The 22,324-nt window shown below is 53.2% G+C and carries 19 protein-coding genes; 7 read left to right on the top strand and 12 right to left on the bottom strand.

The genetic code is table 11. The features are described from left to right. Nucleotides 1-76: 76 nt before the first annotated feature. The gene (locus HFD87_RS19010; protein ID WP_010256973.1) at nucleotides 77-1,294 is read right to left on the bottom strand and encodes a diguanylate phosphodiesterase; all 1,218 of its coding nucleotides are present in this window, start codon (nucleotides 1,292-1,294) and stop codon (nucleotides 77-79) included. Between the two features lie 959 nt (nucleotides 1,295-2,253). Here HFD87_RS19010 and HFD87_RS23025 point away from each other — a divergent pair. Next, on the top strand, nucleotides 2,254-2,487 hold the full coding sequence (locus HFD87_RS23025) for a DNA polymerase V subunit (protein ID WP_243207491.1): 234 nt from the start codon (nucleotides 2,254-2,256) through the stop codon (nucleotides 2,485-2,487). A gap of 75 nt (nucleotides 2,488-2,562) precedes the next feature. Here HFD87_RS23025 and HFD87_RS19005 read toward each other — a convergent pair whose 3' ends face one another. Further along, nucleotides 2,563-2,892 carry a hypothetical protein gene (locus HFD87_RS19005; protein ID WP_010256979.1) on the bottom strand — a complete coding sequence of 110 codons (330 nt, stop codon included), beginning with the start codon at nucleotides 2,890-2,892 and terminating at the stop codon, nucleotides 2,563-2,565. Between the two features lie 650 nt (nucleotides 2,893-3,542). Here HFD87_RS19005 and HFD87_RS19000 point away from each other — a divergent pair. Continuing rightward, nucleotides 3,543-5,201: a methyl-accepting chemotaxis protein gene (locus HFD87_RS19000; protein ID WP_022624241.1), complete on the top strand. Its 1,659-nt coding sequence runs from the start codon at nucleotides 3,543-3,545 to the stop codon at nucleotides 5,199-5,201. A gap of 600 nt (nucleotides 5,202-5,801) precedes the next feature. After that, a complete protein-coding gene (locus HFD87_RS18995; RefSeq protein ID WP_022624243.1) occupies nucleotides 5,802-7,727 on the top strand; it encodes a methyl-accepting chemotaxis protein in 1,926 nt (641 codons plus the stop codon). A 55-nt stretch (nucleotides 7,728-7,782) separates the two neighbouring features. Here HFD87_RS18995 and HFD87_RS18990 read toward each other — a convergent pair whose 3' ends face one another. From HFD87_RS18990 to HFD87_RS18980, 3 genes are all read right to left on the bottom strand, one after another. Beyond that, the gene (locus tag HFD87_RS18990; RefSeq protein WP_167423797.1) at nucleotides 7,783-8,583 is read right to left on the bottom strand and encodes an MBL fold metallo-hydrolase; all 801 of its coding nucleotides are present in this window, start codon (nucleotides 8,581-8,583) and stop codon (nucleotides 7,783-7,785) included. A 77-nt stretch (nucleotides 8,584-8,660) separates the two neighbouring features. Continuing rightward, a complete protein-coding gene (locus HFD87_RS18985; protein ID WP_167423796.1) occupies nucleotides 8,661-9,776 on the bottom strand; it encodes a metallophosphoesterase in 1,116 nt (371 codons plus the stop codon). Nucleotides 9,777-10,013: 237 nt separating this feature from the next. Beyond that, nucleotides 10,014-12,341, bottom strand: coding sequence for an FdhF/YdeP family oxidoreductase (locus HFD87_RS18980; RefSeq protein WP_167423795.1), 2,328 nt, complete (start codon nucleotides 12,339-12,341; stop codon nucleotides 10,014-10,016). Nucleotides 12,342-12,608: 267 nt separating this feature from the next. Here HFD87_RS18980 and HFD87_RS18975 point away from each other — a divergent pair, with 267 nt between their 5' ends. Then, the gene (locus tag HFD87_RS18975; RefSeq protein WP_231905497.1) at nucleotides 12,609-13,139 is read left to right on the top strand and encodes a cyclophilin-like fold protein; all 531 of its coding nucleotides are present in this window, start codon (nucleotides 12,609-12,611) and stop codon (nucleotides 13,137-13,139) included. A 173-nt stretch (nucleotides 13,140-13,312) separates the two neighbouring features. Here HFD87_RS18975 and yajD read toward each other — a convergent pair whose 3' ends face one another. Next, complete coding sequence (gene yajD / locus HFD87_RS18970) at nucleotides 13,313-13,660, bottom strand: HNH nuclease YajD (RefSeq protein ID WP_003850685.1); 348 nt, start codon at nucleotides 13,658-13,660, stop codon at nucleotides 13,313-13,315. 334 nt (nucleotides 13,661-13,994) lie between these two features. Further along, a complete protein-coding gene (locus HFD87_RS18965) occupies nucleotides 13,995-14,162 on the bottom strand; it encodes a hypothetical protein (RefSeq protein WP_009093121.1) in 168 nt (55 codons plus the stop codon). A 287-nt stretch (nucleotides 14,163-14,449) separates the two neighbouring features. Here HFD87_RS18965 and HFD87_RS18960 point away from each other — a divergent pair, with 287 nt between their 5' ends. After that, the gene (locus HFD87_RS18960; protein WP_167423794.1) at nucleotides 14,450-17,554 is read left to right on the top strand and encodes an efflux RND transporter permease subunit; all 3,105 of its coding nucleotides are present in this window, start codon (nucleotides 14,450-14,452) and stop codon (nucleotides 17,552-17,554) included. Nucleotides 17,555-17,613: 59 nt separating this feature from the next. On the opposite strand, the gene HFD87_RS18955 is transcribed toward HFD87_RS18960, so the two are convergent. After that, entirely contained in the window at nucleotides 17,614-18,639 is a 1,026-nt protein-coding gene (locus tag HFD87_RS18955) for an alpha/beta hydrolase (RefSeq protein WP_163763602.1), read from the bottom strand. A 68-nt stretch (nucleotides 18,640-18,707) separates the two neighbouring features. After that, entirely contained in the window at nucleotides 18,708-19,832 is a 1,125-nt protein-coding gene (locus tag HFD87_RS18950; protein ID WP_243207490.1) for an MFS transporter, read from the bottom strand. A 202-nt stretch (nucleotides 19,833-20,034) separates the two neighbouring features. Here HFD87_RS18950 and HFD87_RS18945 point away from each other — a divergent pair, with 202 nt between their 5' ends. Beyond that, the gene (locus HFD87_RS18945) at nucleotides 20,035-20,931 is read left to right on the top strand and encodes a LysR family transcriptional regulator (RefSeq protein ID WP_010257019.1); all 897 of its coding nucleotides are present in this window, start codon (nucleotides 20,035-20,037) and stop codon (nucleotides 20,929-20,931) included. A gap of 63 nt (nucleotides 20,932-20,994) precedes the next feature. Here the strand turns inward: HFD87_RS18945 and HFD87_RS18940 are convergent, their stop codons facing one another. Beyond that, the gene (locus HFD87_RS18940; protein WP_010257023.1) at nucleotides 20,995-21,171 is read right to left on the bottom strand and encodes a general stress protein; all 177 of its coding nucleotides are present in this window, start codon (nucleotides 21,169-21,171) and stop codon (nucleotides 20,995-20,997) included. A gap of 124 nt (nucleotides 21,172-21,295) precedes the next feature. Between HFD87_RS18940 and HFD87_RS18935 the strand changes: the two genes are divergently transcribed. Further along, on the top strand, nucleotides 21,296-21,481 hold the full coding sequence (locus tag HFD87_RS18935; RefSeq protein ID WP_045139850.1) for a hypothetical protein: 186 nt from the start codon (nucleotides 21,296-21,298) through the stop codon (nucleotides 21,479-21,481). A gap of 44 nt (nucleotides 21,482-21,525) precedes the next feature. Here HFD87_RS18935 and HFD87_RS18930 read toward each other — a convergent pair whose 3' ends face one another. Together HFD87_RS18930 and HFD87_RS18925 are read right to left on the bottom strand one after the other, a co-directional pair. Next, nucleotides 21,526-21,813: a type II toxin-antitoxin system RelE/ParE family toxin gene (locus tag HFD87_RS18930; protein WP_010257030.1), complete on the bottom strand. Its 288-nt coding sequence runs from the start codon at nucleotides 21,811-21,813 to the stop codon at nucleotides 21,526-21,528. Then, the gene (locus HFD87_RS18925; protein WP_010257033.1) at nucleotides 21,813-22,052 is read right to left on the bottom strand and encodes a type II toxin-antitoxin system RelB/DinJ family antitoxin; all 240 of its coding nucleotides are present in this window, start codon (nucleotides 22,050-22,052) and stop codon (nucleotides 21,813-21,815) included. The genes HFD87_RS18930 and HFD87_RS18925 overlap by 1 nt, the downstream gene beginning before the upstream one ends. Nucleotides 22,053-22,324: the final 272 nt, after the last annotated feature.

Raw genomic sequence — 22,324 nt, 5'->3', positions numbered from 1 at the left:
CCTTTTGCAGCGAAGCGGTGTGAGCCGCATCAAATTATGGGCAAAAGGGAAGGAAAGGGGATTATCACGGCGGGGTCTATTCCGGGCGTCGTGCTGGCCAGCTTACTGCAGGCAGGGCATTGAGGGCTGGACGGGCAAACAGAAAGCCCTGGTAATAGCGCACCCCGGCACCTTCCAGCCAGAGCCACTCTTCAATTTTTTCAACCCCTTCCGCAATAACCGTAATTTCCAGCGCCTGACAGCATTTAATGATGGCCATCACAATCGCCTGACGCGGGCCACTGCGGTGGATATCGGTGATCAGCTTGCGATCGATTTTAACTTTGTCGGGCTGGAAATCGGCTAACAGCGACAGGCCGGCGAAACCGGCGCCAAAATCGTCGAGCGCCAGGCTGATCCCGGCCGCTTTCAGCTGCTGGACAGCAAACTGGAATGCGTCGAAGCGCGAGATGATCTCATCTTCGGTCACCTCAACCACCACCTGCTCTGGTCGCAATCCCTGCTGCCTGATCTGCTGGATAAGATGTTCAACAGCGTCGTCAATGACCACCAGCGACATGGGCAGCAGGTTGACGGAGAGCGTTTGCTCGCGCAACCCCAGATGTCTGGCCAGCTGGAAAGCGTAGGTTTTAGAGTGCAGATCGCCCTGATAACGCTCGCTTTCTGGCAACTGTGAAAAGTAATCAGCGGGTGATGCGCCGTGCTGACCACGTATCAAGGCTTCACAGGAGACAATCCGGCGATTCGCTGTATCCACGATAGGCTGTAGCGCAAATTCACAACGCTGACCCGGTGCCGGTTGCCAGGCTGGCTGAGATTCGGAGGTGACGGGTGTTGTCAGCGTCCACTGACTGGCAGGATCAATTTTGATAAACGTCTCTTTATCCCGCCCCTCGACGAAAGAACGCAGGAACTTCACCACCCGGTCATCTCTGATCCGTTCATCACTCAGGGTGACCCGCTTAAGCAGGGCATCAACTACGGTGTGTTTCTGATAATCACGTAAATCAAATAAGGCCATACCGGCATGACCGAAGCGACGCGCAGGGGCGTAATCCCGCATCAGCTCAATCAGGTTAAAATGCCGCTCATCCTGACTGATACGCTGGAAAACCGTGTGAACGTTGTCGACGCTACCCTCCAGCACCTGAAAAAAGTGCTGTCCGTCATAGAGCAGTATCCCGGTGACTTCAGCCTCAGCATTTTTGATACTGGCGCGCTCCACCAGCGCTTTCAATCTCTCTGGCGAGACAGAACCCGCAAGCTGGCTACGGTAAATAAGGGTGGAGAGCATAATCAGACTCACGTGGCAGAAAGTTACTGATTAAACATATCACAGAAATATTGCTGGTTAAGGGCACAACTACGACCATTATGCCGTTATATTTGCAGCATTAATTTAATCGTAGATTCAGGTAGTACTAAAGGATTCGACAATCATGACATCAGATCGCAGTGCGGCAATAACCGGGCATAGAAATGAAGGGAAAAGAAAAACCCCCATAAAATCGGGGGCGAACAGCAGATATAGCGCATTATTATAACGTTACAGCATCCCTGGTGAGGCGCTGGTCAATCTGATATTGCCAGATTATTACGCACTTTTTATTCTCCTTACCACGTCATTCTGGCGAGGCTTTTAAGCGGGTAAAAAATCCGTTTATTTGCTATTTCGGAAAATTGTTTTGAGATTCAATCCACTGTTTCAGGCTTCAGGCGATGTCAGCACAACCAATGAATTATCAGGTTACAAATCAACCACTTTTCCAGACACTCCCTTAACGTCATCAGCACAGTAGTCAGCAACGCATGAACGTTGTCGGTCTGCAGAGACAATCAGATGTTGATATCTGCCTTATCTGAAAAAACTGCCCCCTGTAAAAGGGGGCAAGGGTAGGAGTCAGATCGCTCTGTAAAAGAAGTGGATTTCATTACAGAGCCATTCAAAGATAGGGCAAAAACGATGTTTATGCCGCTACGGTTAACTCTTTTTTTAATTAGATATCAAACAATTAAAAAGCTAACAATATTCAATGGCTATTTAAATCAATACCTTAATCAGATATGAAAACGATTTCTAAGATTAGGATTAAAGTCCTGTTTCGGCTGCTGCTTCTGCTATAAATGGCCACAATTAAGCCATTGCTTAGCGATCTGAGACTGGTAAACAGAGCAGACTTGACCCTTAAAGCGAATAATTGTACTGTTTATATATACAGCATATTATCGATTGAGAGCCGGTGTGGGGTAGAGATGTCACAGGATGATGAGGTCTGGTCAGCATTCAGAGAAGCGATGAGGCGGGATGATACCGGTCAGTGCACAGTGAGTACCCGGGATTTTGTGGCTGAACTGGAACAACGCAAATCACCTCACACGCTTCGGGCCGCGAATACCTGGATCGAGATGCATGTCACGACTTTCAGTGATATCTCAATTGAGCCCGGGGAATGTCGGCTGTTCCGTGTGCCTGCGGCGCGTGATTAAAACGTGCCGCAGCGCAGACAGGATAAGAAAGGGTTTCAGCCTGACTGCTGTAACAGATACAGGCTGAAGCAGGCATCAGAGCCTGGATGTGTTCCGACGCATGTCAGACCGATCCTGGAATTTAGGATTCGCGGGGAAGCTCTTCTCGCACGCCATGCGCGCCAGATTCAATGCGACTTTGCGTTTTTTAAGCTTTAACTTCGGCAACCACTCTTTGAACTGTGCCGTTAGCGACGCTGCCTGCTGCTCGTTGGTGACACGACAGATAAATAGCTTGCTCTTGGTCTGACGACTGACATCAATGGCATAGATCTCTACACCTGCGCTGCACACTTCATATTCAACATCCGTAAACTGCATGTGTGGCCAAAGACCGGTTCTGGTTTCAAATGTGGCTAAATCCATGACGACTACCTTTTTTTATTTTAAGCGTTATTGCTACCCAACAGACTAAAGCCTGGTCGGGCCAGTGAGCATAGACCAGATTCAGCATTCCGCCAGCGATTTCACTGATTTAATCTGGCCCTGACACAAAAGGCTAAAATCTCCCACCGTCGCCTGTTATCTGACAGGTAGCCAGTCATCCTCTTATCAGAAAATCTGATGACAGACTGTCATGCTGGTTTTTCACCCCTTCAGCTCTTCAGCTCTTCAGCTTTACAAGCCCTGCCTTTGCTGCGTCTGCGACGGTATCCCACGAATTTAAATCGCCTTCTCCTTAACAATTATCATCAGCATCGCTGTTGAATTAGCGGGCTAATTATCAGATCCAAATGAATGGCTGCTTCCGCTTCATTGTGACCATCCGGCAGTGGAAATCTTCTGACAGGAGATGTGGCAAATTTATCTCAGATGATGAGATGTAAAAAGGCGTGTCAAAATAAAAATGAATAAATGGCAGAGTAGTGTTCTGGCTAGTTCACTCTGTACCATTCGCAAGGAAAAATAAAAAAATATATTCGCCATGCTTAATTAAAGCCCTGCAGACAAGAGCCGATAAGAACGATCCAACTTTAAATTATGTCCAGATTATTCTTTTTTTGCCGGGGGCAAGTATGACTATTACACAACGTCTGGTATTGATTTTCTCACTGCTTGCAATGTCACTGATTGCGCTGGTGATTATCTCTTTATCAGTAATTTCGGGCTTTCAATCCCGCTTTGAATATGTACAGATGAACGCAATACCCAGCATTCGCGATCTCAATAAATCGATCAGCGTGACCAATCAGTTGGGTATTGCGCTTTATCGCCACCACAGCACCAGCGATGCGGCAAAATTCCCTGCTGCGGAAGAGCGCATTGAGAATCTGCTTACGCAGATTAAGTCGCTCAATGATTACTACATGGCTAACGACATCTCGAACGATGAAGACAAAGCGATGACGGAACAGGCCTATAAAAATCTGGATGCGGTCCGCAGCGCATTGCCGGCATTTCTTGCCGCGTCACGCGCCCATAATGATGCGGTCACGCTGCCGTTATTGCAGAGTGAGGGCGGTATTGGTGCCGCATCCCGTAAGATGGAAGCGGATTTCACTCGTCAGATTCAGCTGAATATCGATATTGGCGAACAGCTCAGGGCGGAGAACAAGCGCGTTTATAGCCAGACCCTGTGGGCGATGTCTGGCGGATCGCTGCTGCTTATTCTGATACTGGCCGGTTTCTCCACTAAGGTGATTCTCGGCATCAAAAAGAGCCTCTCAGGCATGGTCAATACCATGACGCAGGTGAGTCATACCCTCGACCTGACTCATACCGCGGAGGTCCGCAGTAAGGATGAGATCGGCAAAACGGCGATGGCATTTAATCAGCTGCTGGCGCGCGTTTCCGGCACGCTGCTCTCCGTCAGTCACGCCGCGCAATCGGTGAGTACCGGATCAACGCAGATAGCGGCGGGCAACGAAGATCTCTCTGCACGCACGGAAGAACAGGCGGCTTCACTGGAGCAAACCTCAGCCAGCATGGCGACACTGAGCGAAACGGTGCGACAGAACTCAGAAGGTGCGCAACAGGCCAGCAGCCTGGCAAATAACGCGAATCACATGTCAATCCAGAATGGGACGGCGGTGAAGCAGATGCTCAGCACCATGGATGAAATCCGCGCCAGCTCTGCCAAAATCTCTGAAATTACCGGACTGATTGAAGGCATCGCGTTTCAGACCAATATTCTGGCGCTGAATGCGGCAGTCGAGGCAGCGCGTGCAGGCGAGCATGGTCGCGGCTTCGCCGTTGTTGCCTCTGAAGTGCGCAATCTGGCGCAGCGCTCCTCTTCTGCCGCCCGTGAAATTAAGGATCTTATCTCAACATCGGTTTCACAGGTCGAACACGGTTTAGAGCAGGCCAGCGGCGTTGGATCTAACAGTGAAAATGTCCGTCAGGCGATTCAGCAGGTGGCCGATCTGGTCAATGAGATTGCGGCGGCTACCTCTGAGCAGAGTAAAGGCATTGAACAGGTTCATCAGGCCATTGGTCAGATGGATGAAGTGACGCAACAGAACGCCTCACTGGTGGAAGAGGCCTCATCCGCCTCTAAGTCGCTGCAGGAGCAGGCAGAAACGCTGTCGGGACTGGTGGCGACCTTTAAGCTGGAAAGCAATCACCGTGCAGTGCAGTCGCAGCAGACCGCTGCAGTACGGCGTCCGGTATTACACACAAAGCAGCCTGAGCAGCAGACCATCGACCTGACTAAGGCGAACTGGGAAAGTTTTTAATGGTTGAGCAGTAACTTAAGGGCCTCCACAATGTGGGGGCTTTTTTTATCATTAATCAGAATAAATAAACGACTTTTTCTGAAATAAATATAAAATGAAATCGATTTCATTATAAAAGTGCAGGTAACTCTTTAGGGTTATAAGGTTTAAATTAGAATTTTCCGGGCGTAGATATTTGTTTTGATAGTCTGGTGATAATGAGTCAGATACAGGCAGGATGTCAGTTATCGGCTATTCATGACGCAACTTTAATTTCTTTATCTTCAAAACAATAACGCTGAAGTCAGGCTTGTGGCTTAATGATTTTTGCCAGGTGTTTTTATTTCAATTTTATGATTTTTAAGGGTTTTTTTAAGTTTGGCTTAGGTGAATATTGAAGTAAATATTGTCATTTTATTCACTGTAAAATAACGCAGCGCAATCTATACTCCCTTCCGTGTTATATGTACTTCTGATTTTTATACGAAACTCCTTTCTTCATAGCGACATTGTGCTGCATGAGGCATCTCTGGCTATGTCAAAGAAACGGTAAAAATAATATTACGAAAGCTATTTCGTGCGCTACACACCTGCACGTCTCACACATCAGAGCGGAAAAGAATGAAAAAAATACTCGACCGGATTAATTTGCCAGCGAAATTCCTGTTACTCGGATCCTTTGCGCTGGTGCTGTTTATTTTACCCACCTTTCTGTTTATTCAGACGGGCAACCAGCTTATTGATACAAAGAATGTGGAACTGACCGGTATACCGGTCGAAAGAAAGGTGCTCAAGTTACTGAACCTGCTGCAGCGGCACCGTGCGGAAAGCGCGATCGCTATCTCGCTGAACAAGCCAGATAACGCTCCACGTATGGCGTTGGTCAGTGAGGTTAATCGCTTATCTCAGACGATTGCTGACGAATTACGTCAGAATAATGAGCAGGCGCAGCCGCTGAAGCGGCTGGAGCGAGTTAATCAGGAGTGGAGCCAGCTGCAGACCGATATTAACGCGGGCAAACTGACCCTGGCAACCAGCCTGACGCGACATGCTCAGCTGATTCAGGTGCTACTCGATACGAATCAGGATGTACTTGATTTCTATCAGCTATCGCTGGATGCCGATCTGAATACCTACCAGCTGATTGTCAGTATCTTTAGTCGCCTGCCTCAGCTAACCGAAACGCTGGGACAGATTCGTGCTAGCGGCACGTCGCTTATAGCGGGTGGGAATGTGTCGGATGCCGATCGCAGCCGCATGGCATTTCAGCTTGATTATGGTAAAACGGCGCTGAGGCAGTTTAGCGGTAATATGGATAAAGTATTTTCCATTGAGCCAGAGCTTAAAACTACCTTTGGCAATCTGGCACAGGATGCGAACCAGCAGGCGCTGAGTGCGCTGAATCTGGCTGATAGTGTCTTTGTCAGCGGTCACGCCAGCGTGACGCCGGTTGACTATGTGCGGGTCTTTACCCAGGCGATTAACCGTTACGGCGAGCTGGGTGAACAAACCAGCCATCGTCTGGAAGGAATGATGCAGACGCAGATCCAGGAACGCCGCTATGCGCAATATCTGTTACTGGCAGGTCTGTTTGCCGTCGCACTGCTGGCCATTCTGCTGGCCGTCATGATTACCCGTTCAGTGACCCGTCCGGTTAAAGAAGCGGTCGAAGTTGCCAGCCGCGTCGCGGCGGGCGATCTGACGGCACAGCTGAACGTTTCCGGCAGCAATGAGATGGCTGAGCTGCTGAATGCACTGATGCGGATGCAGCAGCGTCTTGCTCAGCTGGTGTCGGATATCAAAGGTAACGCGGCTACCATCGCCAACTCCTCAGAAGAGATTGCCCGTGGCAATGGCGATCTGTCGTCGCGCACCGAGCAACAGGCGGCTTCACTGGCTGAAACGGCTGCAAGCATGGAGCAGCTGGCGGCAATCATTCAGCAGAACGCGGATAACACGCGCTTTGCCTCTGCCCGTGCAGAATCTGCCACGCAGGCTGCACTCTCCAGTGGTGCAGCAATGGATTCGGTGATGGAGACCATGCACAAAATTCGTGGCAGCTCAGGTAAAATTGAAGAGATTACCTCGGTGATCGACAGTATCGCCTTCCAGACCAACATTCTGGCACTGAATGCGGCCGTTGAAGCGGCACGCGCTGGTGAGCAGGGTAAAGGTTTTGCGGTCGTCGCGTCGGAAGTGCGGGCACTGGCACAACGTTCAGCCAGTGCAGCTAAAGAGATCAAGGGTCTGATTGAGCAGTCGGTCGGCCACGCCCAGGAAGGGATCGCCATGGCGCAGAACGCAGGCGATAAGGTGAAACAGAGCGTCAGCGCCATTGAACAGACCTCTCAGCTGATGCGCGACATCACTTCTTCATCCGAAGAGCAGAGCAGTGGCATCTCGCAGGTCAATATTGCGGTGAACCAGATGGATCAGGTGACGCAGCAGAACGCCGTGCTGGTTGAAGAGTCGGCCTCCTCAGCTGATGAGCTCGCCGCGCGCGCAGGGCAGTTACGTACGATGGTTGCGGTGTTCCAGACTGCATAATGGTGTTAAACAGCCGCCTTTGGGCGGCTGTTCTCTTCTCAGCATTTATTCCGCGCTATGCCTGATGATCCTGCAGACAGGCCAGATACTTCTCTCCCGACCGCATCACCTTCTCTTTTGCCTGCTGATGGATATCCTGCCCTTCAAACGCGCCATACAGTTGCCCGAATGTCACGCCGGAGAGCCGATGCAGTATGTCGCCTACCGTAGCGGCTGACAGCGGCAGCATATTCGGGTAGCTCCACATAAACGACACGCCATGCGCACCCGGCGTAACCTGGATAATATCACCCGCCAGAATCACCCCTTCGTCTTCGTTCCAGTGCAGCACGCTGCCGCCGGGAAAATGGCCGCCCAGCCGTAACAGCGTCACAGAGGGCATCAGCGTCAGCGACTCGCCCTGCCATAACTGGATATGCGGACTCTTCCGCACAATCCATTGACGATCGCGGGCGTGCAGATGAATGGGCGCATTAAACGCTTCAGCCCACTCCTGCATGGTGGTGTAGTAGTGCGGATGTGAAATCGCGATAGCATCAATGCCGCCCAGCGCCGCGATCAACGTGTAGGTGGCATCATCAAGGTTGGCAATGCAGTCCCACAGTACGTTGCCATGCGGCGTGCGCAGCAGAAAAGCGCGCTGGTTAATGGCAAACTCAGGCACGGTTTTAAGACTTAACAGCGCATCGCTGTGAGCCGTCCACTTATTGGCGTGGCTGGCGCGCAGTTCATCAAACGCGAGCCAGCGCTGACCGGCGGCTGGAACGTACTGGCGTTCATCATCACAGATTTTACAGTGCTGATGAGTGGAATGAGCGGGATAAGCCGTTCCGCAGGCGGTACATAACATCGTCATGGTGATCTCCTTTGTCTCACTCAATCTTATGCACACCTGCGAAAACCGCACTTTCCTGAGGCCATTTCGTTACGCGATTACGGCTGGCGGCGAAGGGTAATCCGGGTGAGTTCTGAGGGACGACCCAGCCTCACCGCCATGCCTGGCCAGAGTGCCGTGCCGTTATTCACATAGAGCTGCATTCCGCCGACCTGATAAAGCCCGGAAACAAACCCGGCGTTGGGTTTAGCAAACAGCCTGTCCAGCCCGATAATCAGGCCGCCATGTGTATGTCCTGAGAGCTGCACATCCACGCCCTGCGCTGCGTTCTGGCGTGCATTGCGTGGCTGGTGATCCAGCAGGATTACCGGCGCGTTTTCAGGTGCCTGTTCCAGCGCGCGGGCCAGATCCGCGCCGACCGCGTTTCTGCCGGGTGCGGAGGCGTCCGGCAGGCCGGCAATCACCAGCTTTGCGGTTCCGCGCTGGATCACGGTATGGCTGTTGAGCAGAGGTTGCAGACCCAGTGAGGCCAGATGCGCCGTCCAGATTGCCTGATGGAAGAAATATTCATGGTTGCCGGTGATAGCCCATACGCCGTCAGGCGCTGCCAGCCCGCGCAGCGGCGCAACGTCCTGCCGCCGATGCGCCAGGCTGCCATCGATCACATCGCCCGTGACCACAATCAGATCGGCTTTGAGAGACATTGCCCGTTCAACCATTGCGGCGGTCCAGGCCGCATTAAACAACCGGGTGATATGCAGATCGGTCAGCTGCAGCAGCTGATAGCCATCGAATTCAGCGGGCAGATTGGGCAGCGTAAGGGTCACCTCTTTGACTGGCGGCACGCGTATCGCCTGCTGAACGCCAACGGCAGCCAGCCCCATCGCCAGCACAACGGCCAGATAGCGAACACCGGGAACCAGCTCCAGCGGATGACGCAACAGCAGGGCAATCAGCATGACCGCATCCATCAGCATCTGAAGCAGCGCCAGCAGCAGCACGGTGCTGTACGCCCAGTTAAACAGAATGATGATGATGCGGGGCATTTCAGCGGAGAAGATCCCGCCCGAGGTAAAACGGCTCACCAGAAGATATTGTGACGCCAGCAGCACCAGAGCGGAGAGCAGGATCTTTACGACAAGTGGCAGGGACAAAGGAATAATGACGCGCGCAATTACATACCAGCTGGGTAAGCTGAAAATCAGGTGAAACATGGCATTTTTCCGGTAGGGCGCTGAACATCTGCGCAGGCAAAAAAGAGTCGATCGTTTATAGAGCCGTTTTCAGGACTGTAGTGTATATGATGTTACCGTCAGGCTTGCTTCACGTCGGGTGCTTTACAGGCGGTAAAGCAGGCAGAGAGGATCGATAAAACTTCAGGGCGCAACAATGAAAACAGCGTGACCGGAGCACCGGCCACGCTGGCAACATTCACGTATTGAGACGCCTGACTAGCGTAAAACGCCTGAGGTCGTCCGGGTCTCGTCAGTTACACGAGTCATGGATATCGGAATGCTTTTATAGGCGGGAATGCCGCTTTTGGTATCGTGGCTGTCAAGCGGAACCATCACATTGGCCTCCGGGTAGTAAGCGCCGACCGAACCTGGGGCCATATCAATAATCACGATGGTCAGGTTTTTCATCTGGCGCGAAGTGGGATTGCCATCCGGGTCCAGCGCCATCAGATCGACACGGTCACCGACCCGTAACTGTCGCTTCTCCGCCTCTTCTGCATTGATAAACAGCACATCGCGGCGGCCTGTCACGCCACGATAGCGGTCATTCAGCCCGTAAAGCGTGGTGTTGTACTGATCGTGACTGCGCAGGGTAGTGAGCACCAGATCATGGCACTTCAGCGAGCGGGGATCTTCATTGATGCCCTGCATCACTTTAAACTGCGCACGGCCAGATGGTGTGAGCCAGACCCGTTCTGATGCGGCGTTATAGAGCCGGAATCCACCCGGATGCTTAATCCTCTCATTGAAGTTTTCAAACGCCGGGAACACCGCTTCAATGGCATCGCGGATGCGGCTGTAATCGGCTGCCATGGCCGACCAGTCAACCACGCTGTCCGGCAGCGTTGCCTTCGCCAGTGAGGCGACCAGCGCCGGTTCAGACTTAAGATGGGGTGAGGCGGGATCCAGCGAACCGCGTGAGGCATGCACCATCGACATCGAATCTTCCACGGTGACGCTCTGCGCGCCGGTTGCCTGAACATCGGTCTCTGTTCGGCCCAGCACCGGCAGCAGATAATTATGTTTACCCAGTAACAGGTGCGAGCGGTTCAGTTTGGTCGCCATATGCACCACCAGATCAAGATTGCGCATCGCCGGGAACGTGACCTGTGGATCGGAAATCGCTTCCGCCAGGTTGCCGCCCAGACACAGCAACGCTTTGGCTTTGCCGTCGCGCATCGCCTTTATTGCCTCAATGGCGCCGTGACCATGCTTCTGCGGCGGGCGGAAACCAAACACCCTCTCTATGCCATCCAGCAGCGACTGCGGCGGGATCTCTGTGATGCCCACCGTGCGATCGCCCTGCACATTGGAGTGACCGCGTAACGGACAGATACCTGCACCCGGCTTGCCGATATTGCCGCGCATCAGCAGCAGGTTAGCGATTTGCTGCACGTTCTGAGTGCCGTACTGGTGCTGGGTAATTCCCATGCCATAACAGATGATGGTACGTTCAGCGCTGGCGTAGAGCCGGGCGATATGCTGGATCTCCTCACGCGCCATGCCCGAGACTTTCAGGATATGCTCCCAGTCCGTGCTTTCCAGGTCGGCTTTCAGGGCGTCAAAGCCTTCAGTGTGCTCAGTAATAAATGCTTCATCAATCACGCCGGGTTCGCCTTTGCTCAGCGCCTCCTCGTGCATAGTGAGCAGGATCTTCATCACCCCTTTCAACATCGCTGCGTCACCGCCAACCCTGACCTTGTAGTAGGTCGATGCCAGCTCAGTGGAGCTCATTGACAGCATCTCAATCGGGCTCTGCGGCGAAGTAAAGCGCTCCAGCCCACGTTCACGCAGCGGATTGATCGCCACAATAGTGGCACCGCGTTTCGACACTTCCCGTAGCGTGCCCAGCATGCGCGGATGGTTGGTACCTGGATTGTGACCGATACAAAGCACCAGGTCGCAGTGATCAAAATCTTCCAGCTCTACCGTTCCTTTGCCGACGCCAATTGACTCCGGCAGCCCGACACTGGTCGGTTCATGGCACATGTTTGAGCAGTCGGGGAAGTTATTGGTGCCATATTCGCGGGCGAAAAGTTGCCACAGAAACGCCGCTTCATTGGAGGCGCGTCCCGAGGTATAAAACTCTACGCTGTCCGGATCGTCGTAGCTGCGCAGATGCTCTCCAATCTCCCGGAACGCCGTCTCCCATTCGATGGGCTGATAGGTATCTGTAGCGGCATCGTACTTCATCGGATGGGTCAGGCGGCCTTCGCCCTCCAGATGCAGTGCGCTGCGCTCCCACAGTTCAGTCACGGTATGAGCGGCAAAAAATTCCGGTGTGGTGCGTTTGCTGGTCGCTTCCCAGGAGACGGCTTTTGCGCCGTTTTCGCAGAACTCAAATGATGAGGCATGTTGCGGGTCGGGCCAGGCGCAGCCCGGACAGTCAAAGCCCTGCGGCTGGTTGACTTTAAACAGGGCGATCACATCCTGTTTCACAGACATCTGGCCGCGGATAGCATCGGCAACCGCCTTCAGTGCGCCCCAGCCTCCGGCGGCACCCCTATAAGGAGCGATGCCATTTGTGCGATTTTGCTCTTTCATAATGCTCCACATTGTCTCTGTTGTTATTTGTTAAGCCTGGTACAGAAATAGTTGCAACAACGTGGAAACCGGCTGTTATTCAGGGAAAATATTTCTCAAAATGTTTCGACAGTCCGAAACGTAAGCCGCAAATCAGTTCAGCACATCAGATGAAGCGCAGCGCATCCAGGCTGTTGCAGAATAAGCGGCGCGCGAGTTCCGCCGACAGGGTGATGATGCAGGGAAAGGGTGAAGGATAAATCTTTACCATCAGATAACGGCGGGTAAGTGAGCCAGTTTATTCAGGGCTGGACGGCGATCGCAGTAACGCACTCCATGTCTGAACAGATGCGCCCTAATCCGGAGAGCAACCTTATGAAAAGAGCCTTACTTTTGCTGGTTTTACTTTCCACCTATAGTCTGATGCCCGTTAAAGCCAGTGGCCCGGTTCGGGCAGGAGAGCTGCGTCCCATGAAGATTATTATGACGATCAACCATCAGTCGTATGAGATTGCGCTGGCTGATAACGCCACCGCGAAAGCATTTGTACAGCAACTCCCGCTGACCATGACGATGGAGGAGCTGAACGGCAATGAGAAGTTTGCAGACCTGCCTGCTGCTCTTAATAGCGATCCGCATAAACCCGGCACGATCCAGCAGGGCGATGTGATGCTGTATGGCAATAAGACGCTGGTTCTTTTTTACGAGACATTCCAGAGCTCCTATAGCTACACGCCAATAGGAAAGGTGCTGTCGACAGATAGCCTCAAAAAGCGTGTCGGTGAGGGGGGGATTGACGTACGGTTCTCCCGGCCATAACTGATATCAAAATCTGAAATAACCGGCTGGTAAAAGATTCATATCGCGCTGAGTCTGGCCAGGGTGGCATCTGGCACGACGGACTACACTGCGTTCTGGCCGCGGCCAGACGTTGTGATGCTCTTCGGGAAGCGAGACTGTCACGCCGGTCGGCCAGCCTGACAGTTCAGTCATTACTTCTTCTTATTCAGCATCGACTTCAGGTCAGCAAAGGGATTGTAGGTTGCCTCACCGACATCTTTTTGTGCGTCCTCGCCAGCCACTACACGGGTGCCATACTGGTCAGCCTCGGTGTACTTTGAGTGCTCGTGGTCATGACAATAGAGACACAACAACTCCCAGTTACTGCCATCTTCCGGGTTGTTGGTGTGGTCGTGATCGATATGGTGGACCGTCAGTTCGCGCAGGTTTGAATAAACAAACTCGCGTGAGCAGCGTCCACACACCCACGGATAGATTTTAAGTGCTTTCTCACGGTAGCCGCTTTCCAGCCGCGTGTAGTTTTTAGGGATCAAAGCCATTGCCGGGATAACCTGTTATGAAGAGAAAATTTCACGATAGTGATGCCAATATATCCCATAACGGAACAGAAGAAGAAATCATCGTGTTCCTCGGGACGGGAGGCTTTAAAATCCAGAGGGTTAGCTGAAAATCAGCTTAGCCGCCTTATATGATTTTTCCAGCACGTCTCGCAATCCTGAATAACTGCCGGGCCTGTGAGAAGGCACAAAATCATGTCGCTGTGATGAAAACTCAAAAATGATATATCTCTACGTTCCCGCTCACGCTAACCCAATTAATCAGCAGGATAGCGCCCAAAACATCCCTGTTTACCGCTTTGCTTAAAAAATGACATCAAATGTAATGCATGACACCATAAACGGCCCAGAAAATGGCGTTAGCACCCAGATAAGTCCAGCATCCCCAGTAGGCTATGGGTTCACGACGGGTGCGGAGTTTAGGCAGGAAGGCCAGTAAATAGAGGGCAGAGGCGATAAGCGAAACGAAGTAGAAAAATTTCATGGTTTTCTCCTGATCAATATCCTTTATTTGAGAATAGTCAGGGCTCACCATTTTGCTTAATGCATCATCAGATTCGTTATGGATAGGCTTTCTCTTTGATGCCCACATCGGATGTCAGCACAGTTAAATCCGCGATAAATCGAAAATGCAGCGTCCCGGGATCCCTCAGCTTTAAGAAAAGAACACGCCAGGATGTTCAGCCTGAGGTTACACCCTATAATCAACGCTGTTTGTTAGCCTGCAGGAATGCAGGTTTTGCACCCGCCCAAAAGGAAGAGATCCCGCTGATGTTTTCTCGTTTTTTTATTTATCGTCCCGTTTTCGCATGGGTTGTTGCCATTTTAATCATGCTGCTTGGCGCGCTCTCTATTACCCTGTTGCCGGTTGAACAATATCCCGATGTTGCACCGCCTTCGGTGAATATCAGCGCAACGTACACCGGTGCTTCTGCAGAGACGCTGGAGAACAGCGTCACGCAGGTGATCGAGCAGCAGCTTACCGGGCTGGATAATCTGCTCTATTTTACCTCCAGCAGCAGTTCACAGGGGAATGTGTCGGTTACCGTCACATTCAGTCAGGGCACCGATCCGGACACGGCTCAGGTGCAGGTGCAGAACAAGGTGCAGCAGGCGCTCTCCCGTCTGCCCAGCGAAGTGCAGCAGCTTGGTGTTACCGTCACCAAATCGCAGTCAAACTTCCTGCTGGTGATGGGGTTGTATGACACCACGGGCAAAAGCAACAGCACGGATATCGGTGACTGGCTGGTCAGTAATATGCAGGAGCCGCTGGCCAGGACCGAAGGGGTAGGTGACATCCAGGTGTTCGGCGGTCAGTACGCGATGCGCATCTGGCTCGATCCCTTCAAACTAAACTCCTTTGCATTGCAGCCCTCCGATGTGTCGGCGGCGATACGCTCGCAGAACATTCAGGTTTCAGCCGGTAAAATCGGCGGCCTGCCATCGCCCGACAATCAGCAGCTTACCGCCACGGTCAGAGCGCAGTCGCGACTGCAGACGCCGGATCAGTTCCGAAACATCATCGTTAAAAGCGACAAAAGCGGTGCCATCGTGCGTGTGGGTGATGTGGCGCGGGTGGAGCTGGGCGGCGAATCCTATGACATGACCACCCGACTCAACGGGCATCCTGCGGCGGGTGTCGGTGTGATGCTGGCGCCGGGCGCGAATGCGCTGGCCACCGCGACGCTGGTGAAAAACAAAGTTGAAGAGTATCGCCACTCAATGCCGGAAGGTTATGAGGTGGCTTATGCACTCGACAGCACTGACTTCATCAAAATCTCCGTTGAGGATGTGGTGATCACCCTGATCGAAGCGATTGCGCTGGTGGTAGTGGTGATGTACCTGTTCCTGCAGAATATCCGTGCGACGCTGATCCCGGCGCTGGCGGTGCCGGTGGTACTGCTCGGCACCTTTGGCGTACTGGCGCTGTGCGGCTACACCATCAATACCCTGACGCTGTTTGCTATGGTGCTGGCCATCGGGCTGCTGGTGGATGATGCCATCGTGGTCGTCGAAAACGTCGAACGCATTATGCATGACGAAGGTCTGCCGGCGCGTGAGGCAACAGAAAAGTCGATGAAAGAGATCTCCGGCGCGCTGGTGGCTATCGCGCTGGTGCTCTCCGCGGTATTTCTGCCCATGGTCTTTTTCGCCGGGTCGACCGGTGTGATTTACCGGCAGTTCTCCATCACCATCATCGCCGCCATGACCTTCTCCGTGGTGGTGGCTCTGACCCTGACGCCTGCACTGTGTGGCATGTTGCTGCGGCCGACCTCACCCCATCGTAAAGGCTTCTTTGGCGGTTTTAACCGCTTTTATGCCGCCACCGAGCGCCAGTATCGTCACAAAGTGGTGAGCACTCTGCGCCGTCCGCTGATCATGGTATCGCTTTATGCGGCAATGGGCGTGGTGCTTTTTGTGATGTTTACCCGCTTGCCGGGCAGCTTCCTGCCGACTGAAGATCAGGGCAGCATCATGCTTCAGGCAACATTGCCAGCGGGTGCCACGGCCAGCCGCACTGAGGCAGTCAATCAGCAGATTGTTGACTGGTTCCTGACTGAAGAGAAACAGAATATTGATGTGGTCTTCACCATCAATGGTTTTAACTTCAGCGGTGCTGCGCAGAATGCCGGTATGGCATTTATCAAGCTTAAGAACTGGGATCAGCGACCGGGGAGTGAAAACTCTGCCGAAGCGATTGCCGGGCGCGCCACCTACGCGCTGGCGTCGATTCGGGATGCGCAGATCTTTGCGCTGACGCCGCCGTCGGTGCCGGGTCTGGGACAGAACAACGGCTTTACCTATGAGCTGCTGGCCAGCGGTGGCACCACGCGTGAGCAACTGGGCAACCTGCGCGATCAGCTGCTACAAAGCGCAGCGCAAAGTCCGGAACTGCTCGGCGTGCGGGCCAATATCCTGCCGCAAACGCCGCAGTTGCAGGTCGATATTGATACCAGCAAAGCGGTGGCACTGGGACTGCAGCTGGATGACGTGACCGATACGCTGACCAGCGCCTGGGGCGGTGCCTATATCAATGACTTCATCGACCGGGGTCGGGTAAAGCGGGTCTATGTGCAGGGCGACGGTCAGTATCGTTCATCACCTTCTGATCTGGATAAATGGTACATCCGTAACAGTGAGGGCACCATGACGCCATTCTCGGCGTTTGCCTCGACCCGATGGACCATGGGACCCGAAAGCCTTAACCGCTACAACGGCTCTGCCTCCTACGAAATACAGGGGCAGAACGCCGAAGGGTTCAGCTCCGGCGATGCTATGAACACCATTGAGCGACTGGCCAATGAACTCCCGGCAGGGACCACAGGGGCATGGAGCGGTCTTTCGCTGCAGGAGAAGCAGGCGGGCGGGCAGTCAACCACGCTGTATGCGATCTCGATTCTGGTGGTGTTCCTCTGTCTTGCTGCGCTGTATGAGAGCTGGTCGGTGCCTTTCTCCGTGCTGTTAGCGGTGCCGCTCGGCGTACTGGGTACCGTGCTGGCGGTGGCACTGCGCGGGTTAAGCAACGATATCTACTTCCAGGTGGCGTTGCTGACCACGGTCGGACTCACCTCCAAAAACGCGATACTGATCATCGAATTTGCGGAGGATGCGGTTCGTCGGGGAAGTTCGCTGAGCGCGGCTGCGTTGCAGGCAGCGCGAACCCGTCTGCGGCCGATTATGATGACGTCGCTGGCCTTTATCGCCGGTGTGATCCCGCTGGCGGTGGCGACGGGCGCCGGTGCTAACAGCCGCATCGCCATCGGTACCGGTATCATCGGCGGTACGCTGGCAGGCACGGTACTGGCGCTGTTCTTTGTTCCGCTCTTCTTTGTCCTGGTGAAGCACTACCTGACCCGCCATCGCAAAGGCCAATAACGCAGAAAGCCCGTCTGCAGGCGGCTGCAGACGGGCTGGGATCAATGATCAGCGGAAGATTACAAATGCTGTTTAAAGAAGGCGGTCAGCTTCGCAAACGGGATCAGGTCAGTGCGGTCATAAAGGTCCACATGGCCTGCATCAGGCACGATATAGAGCTCTTTGGGCTGTGCCGCACGCTGGAACGCATCTTCGCTGAACTCGCGTGAATGCGCTTTATCACCCGTGATGAAGAGCATCGGGCGGGGTGAGATGGTCTCAATGTCATTAAACGGATAGAAGTTCATGAATTTCACGTTGCTGGTGAGCGTCGGGTGCGTGGTCAGCACAGCTGAACTGTTTTTCGGGGTGAACTCACCGCGAGGCGTCCGGTAAAAATCATAGAACTCTTTGGCTATCGGAGGCGAATCAGCATCAATTTTATGTGGTGTACCACTGGTGTACTCAGTTTTACCTCCGGTGAACTCTACATAGCGTTGCTGTGCCGCCGCTTCAATGATTTGCTTGCGCTGCGCCAGTGTCTGGCTTTTATTCAGCGCATTACGGTTGGCTGACCCCATGTCATACATGCTGACGGTAGCAATGGCTTTCATGCGGGGATCAATCTTCGCTGCGCTGATGACAAAACTGCCACTGCCACAGATGCCCAGCACACCAATCCTGTCGCGATCGACAAATTCGCGGGTACCCAGGTAATCCACGGCTGCGCTGAAGTCTTCGGCATAGATATCCGGAGAGACCGCGTTGCGTGGCTGACCTTCACTTTCGCCCCAGAATGAAAGATCAATTGCCAGGGTAACAAAACCCTGCTCAGCCATTTTCTGCGCATAGAGGCTGGCGCTCTGCTCTTTAACTGCGCCCATCGGATGACCTACCACAATTGCCGGAAGGCGCGCCGTTTTACCGGCCTCTTTTGGTCTGTACAGCGTGCCGGTCACACCCATCTGATACTGGTTTTTAAAGGTGACTTTCTCGCGGGTGACTTTATCGCTTTGATAAAAGTTATCGGCGCCGCGTGACATATCGGCAGCGCTGGCCGCAAATGAACTGATCAACAGTCCAAACATCAGGGTTAATGCTCTCATAAGAAGATCCTTATCGGGGTTGACGACGTGAGGGCAACGGGTTGCCCGGTTAAACAACACATCTGCTATCAGGCAGCGCTTTCCTTACGGGCGGTGATCATCGCCAGTCCGGCGGCAGTGACCAGTAACGTGGCGCTGATGCCAAAGGTGGTCTGCCAGCCTGCATGGTCAAAGGCCAGGCCACCCAGCGTCGACCCCAAAGCAATCGACAGCTGTACGATGGCCACCATTAATCCGCCGCCGGTCTCGGCATTTTCCGGAAAGGTTCTGGCGATCCAGGCCCACCATCCGGTTGGTGCCGCTGTTGCCACCAGTCCCCAGATGCCAAGCAGTGGCGCCACCAGCCACAGGTGATGACCAAACACCATGAGCAGCACCGCAACCAGCGCCATAATCAACGGGATGATCATCAGGGTCAGATAGAATCCGCGCTGCAAAACAGCACTGATAATCAGCGTGCCGATAAAGCCGGCGACACCAATAGTCAGCAGCACCAGCGACAGCGCAGAAACGTCAACCTGCGTCACGGTTTCCAAAAAGGGACGGAGATAGGTAAACAGGGTGAACTGGCCCATAAAGAGCAGGCCGCAGGCGGTCATACCCACCGTAACCAGTGGCGAACGCAGCAGCTGCAGAATTTTTCCTCTGCGCTGCCGGGCCGAGTTGACCGGCATCGATGGCAGCGTGAACGCCTGCCAGAGCAGGGCGATCAAGGCTACCGGCACCAGGCTGAAAAAAGCCCCGCGCCAGCCAATGACAGAACCGAGATAGCTGCCCAGCGGTGCAGCGATAACTGTCGCCAGTGCATTGCCGCCGTTGAAAATGGCCAGCGCGCGCGGCACCTGCCCGGTGGGGACCAGCCGGATAGCGACCGCCGCTGACATCGACCAGAAACCGCCAATCACCACGCCAATCAATGCCCGGCCAGTCATGTAAGTCAGATAGTTGGGTGCCATCGCCACCATCAATCCGGATAGTGACATTACCAGCGTGAGCGCCAGCAACAGAATTTTGCGGTCGAGGTTCCCTGCGATGCGGGTTATTGAGAGGCTGGTGATCACTGCCAGTGCGCCGGAGATAGCGATGCCCTGTCCGACCAGACCTTCGCTGACCGCCAGATCTTGTGATAACGGCGATAACAGGCTGACCGGCATGAATTCAGAGGCGATGAGCGCGAATACACACAGCGTCATTGCCCAAACACCACCCCAGTGCGCTTCTTTATGCCGGGGGGAACAGTCAGTTGTTTCCGTGGAAGTCATGTTGTGTCCTGTTTCATTGTTTGCGGTGCTGATGAACTCAGGAAATTTTACTGTTTCGCTTTATATTGACTAGCTAATGAATCCTTAATGGGGTTATAACCAGAACTTATAAATCTATCGGCGGGAGTGCAGTATGAAGCGCAACATGAACGACCTGCAGGCTTTTATTACCGTGGCGCGTGAGGGCAGCTTTACCCGCGCGGCAGCGCTGCTGGGCGTGACGCAGCCCGCGTTAAGTCAGACCATTACAGCGCTTGAAAACCGGATGGAGATTCGGCTGCTTACCCGCACGACCCGTAACGTTTCACCGACTGCGGCGGGTGAACGGTTAATCCAGGCGATTGGCAATCGGTTCGATGAAATTGAAGCGGAACTGGATATGCTGACCGCGATGCGGGACAAGCCAGCCGGCACGGTACGGATCACCTGCGGGCCGCATATTCTGAGCTCACTCCTGATGCCAAAGCTGACGCCATTGCTGGCGGCTTATCCTGATATCCGGCTTGAGTTCGATGCTAATCATGGCTTACGCAATATCGTGGCCGATCGATTTGATGCAGGGGTCAGGATGGGAGACACCATTGATAAAGACATGGTGGCGATGCCGATAAGCCCGCCATTACGGATGGCTGCGGTGGCCACGCCCGACTACTTTCGTCGTCATGCTGCGCCGCAGGTTCCGCAGGATCTGCTGCATCACAACTGCATTAATATGCGGCAGGCCACAGCGGGTGGGTTGTACGTTTGGGAGTTTGACGGTGAAGAGGGGCCGTTAAATGTGCGGGTAGATGGACAACTGACGTTCAACACTTCGGCACACATTGCAGAAGCGGCTCTCGCCGGGCTGGGGATCGCTTTCCTGCCTGAGCAGGAAGTCGCAGAAGGGCTGGAGCAGGGCACCTTAATCCGCGTGCTGGAGCGCTGGTGCGAGCCGTTTCCCGGCTATTACCTCTACTATCCCAGCCGCAAGCAACATTCACCCGCATTTACCCTGGTCAGAGAGGCATTAAGGCTAAAAGAGGGGGCATGATGAAACTTATTGGAATAGATGCCATTCCATGGCGTAATACGTCCTAAAGCGCTTTATTCAGAATTACTTAGAAGGACGGCGACTAATTTTGCCTCCTTTCCGACCGGCTTCCCTGGCTTTTTCAGGATCGTTTTTGAAATTGCCCCCACTGGCCTTGCCTCCTGCACTGCCAGCTTCACTCGCCCGTTCTGGATCGTTGGCAAAATTGCCGGCACCACCTCTGTATTTCTGTTGTGTCATAGGAAGACCTCATATCAATGTTCCATTAGATAAAAAGGACTAGCTAGTCACATCTGCAAGCATAGTCGTCCGCTTCGTTTATGCAAATGCACAGAATTAAAGTATTGATAAGACTGATTTTAATTTGTCGCAGGGTGATAGCTGGCAGCAGCTGGATGAGAAAATCACGTTCGCCACGCAGGATGAACAGCAGGAAGCGAGGGGATCAATAGGCTACGGTTCCGGCGACACGCTGCCAGATTTACGCGACCTGCCTGCCGAAGCTCGGGAGCGCTGCGAACAGCACTGGAACCAGCAGAGTGACAGGTAAACAGGAATAGCGCCGCTTTGTTTGTTAGCGGTGAAGTCTCCTGTTTAAGAGAGACGCCTGGAAGCGGCAGAATAAACCTCTGAGCGCTCTCTTTTCCCGACAGCCACCACAAAAACCACCACCCGGTCATCAATAACCTGGTATACAAGTCGATAACCGGATGACTTTAGCTTGATCTTATAGCAGTCAGGTATCCCGCTGAGTTTGTTCGCCTCAATTCTGGGTGACTCAAGACACTCAGCCAGCTTCTTTTTAAGCTGTTCACGTACTGTCGGGCCCAGCTTGCGCCACTCTTTAAGTGCCCTCTGATCGAACTCCAGTTGCCAGGTCATTAAAGGTCATCCAGTGTGACCCGGACAGGCTCAGGGTTTCGCAGGCGTTCTTTAACTATGTCTACTAACGCCGCATCTTCGTCACTGAGTAACGTTTGCTTAAAGGGAAGACGTTCATTATCTGCAATATATTCAAGCATCAGGCGCAGCGCATCAGAAGGAGTCACACCCATTTTTTCGAGCGCAGCATAGGATCGTGTCTTCAGGTCATCATCGATTCGAATGTTAATTGTGCCCATAGCGAGTTCCTTTGTATTTACACTTGACATTACAATTGTCGCACTGATGAGTCTGTATCGCAAACAGTAAACATCAGTCACCCGCACAGCCTTATATCTTCCCGGTAAAATCACGCTAAAGCTTATTTTATGCTACGAAAATATAACATCTTCATCCATTAAACCAACTGCAGCAATCGTTAAAGGTTTTCCCGCTACTGGCGATAACCAACAGGCGTTGAGTGCGCCGATCATTGATGAACCCGGCACTCCGCGACGAGTTCTGAACGCGA

The organism is Pantoea sp. EKM21T, assembly GCF_011800405.1.
GTDB classification, from domain to species: domain Bacteria; phylum Pseudomonadota; class Gammaproteobacteria; order Enterobacterales; family Enterobacteriaceae; genus Pantoea; species Pantoea agglomerans.
This window is presented reverse-complemented; position numbering and strand designations above follow the sequence as displayed.

Excerpts from the sequence above, each read along its gene's own strand:
- HFD87_RS19010 (WP_010256973.1), bottom strand. The coding sequence starts at position 1,294 with ATGCTCTCCACCCTTATTTACCGTAGCCAGCTTGCGGGTTCTGTCTCG.
- HFD87_RS23025 (WP_243207491.1), top strand. The coding sequence starts at position 2,254 with ATGTCACAGGATGATGAGGTCTGGTCAGCATTCAGAGAAGCGATGAGG.
- HFD87_RS19005 (WP_010256979.1), bottom strand. The coding sequence starts at position 2,892 with ATGGATTTAGCCACATTTGAAACCAGAACCGGTCTTTGGCCACACATG.
- HFD87_RS19000 (WP_022624241.1), top strand. The coding sequence starts at position 3,543 with ATGACTATTACACAACGTCTGGTATTGATTTTCTCACTGCTTGCAATG.
- HFD87_RS18995 (WP_022624243.1), top strand. The coding sequence starts at position 5,802 with ATGAAAAAAATACTCGACCGGATTAATTTGCCAGCGAAATTCCTGTTA.
- HFD87_RS18990 (WP_167423797.1), bottom strand. The coding sequence starts at position 8,583 with ATGACGATGTTATGTACCGCCTGCGGAACGGCTTATCCCGCTCATTCC.
- HFD87_RS18985 (WP_167423796.1), bottom strand. The coding sequence starts at position 9,776 with ATGTTTCACCTGATTTTCAGCTTACCCAGCTGGTATGTAATTGCGCGC.
- HFD87_RS18980 (WP_167423795.1), bottom strand. The coding sequence starts at position 12,341 with ATGAAAGAGCAAAATCGCACAAATGGCATCGCTCCTTATAGGGGTGCC.
- yajD (WP_003850685.1), bottom strand. The coding sequence starts at position 13,660 with ATGGCTTTGATCCCTAAAAACTACACGCGGCTGGAAAGCGGCTACCGT.
- HFD87_RS18965 (WP_009093121.1), bottom strand. The coding sequence starts at position 14,162 with ATGAAATTTTTCTACTTCGTTTCGCTTATCGCCTCTGCCCTCTATTTA.
- HFD87_RS18960 (WP_167423794.1), top strand. The coding sequence starts at position 14,450 with ATGTTTTCTCGTTTTTTTATTTATCGTCCCGTTTTCGCATGGGTTGTT.
- HFD87_RS18955 (WP_163763602.1), bottom strand. The coding sequence starts at position 18,639 with ATGAGAGCATTAACCCTGATGTTTGGACTGTTGATCAGTTCATTTGCG.
- HFD87_RS18950 (WP_243207490.1), bottom strand. The coding sequence starts at position 19,832 with ATGACGCTGTGTGTATTCGCGCTCATCGCCTCTGAATTCATGCCGGTC.
- HFD87_RS18945 (WP_010257019.1), top strand. The coding sequence starts at position 20,035 with ATGAAGCGCAACATGAACGACCTGCAGGCTTTTATTACCGTGGCGCGT.
- HFD87_RS18940 (WP_010257023.1), bottom strand. The coding sequence starts at position 21,171 with ATGACACAACAGAAATACAGAGGTGGTGCCGGCAATTTTGCCAACGAT.
- HFD87_RS18930 (WP_010257030.1), bottom strand. The coding sequence starts at position 21,813 with ATGACCTGGCAACTGGAGTTCGATCAGAGGGCACTTAAAGAGTGGCGC.
- HFD87_RS18925 (WP_010257033.1), bottom strand. The coding sequence starts at position 22,052 with ATGGGCACAATTAACATTCGAATCGATGATGACCTGAAGACACGATCC.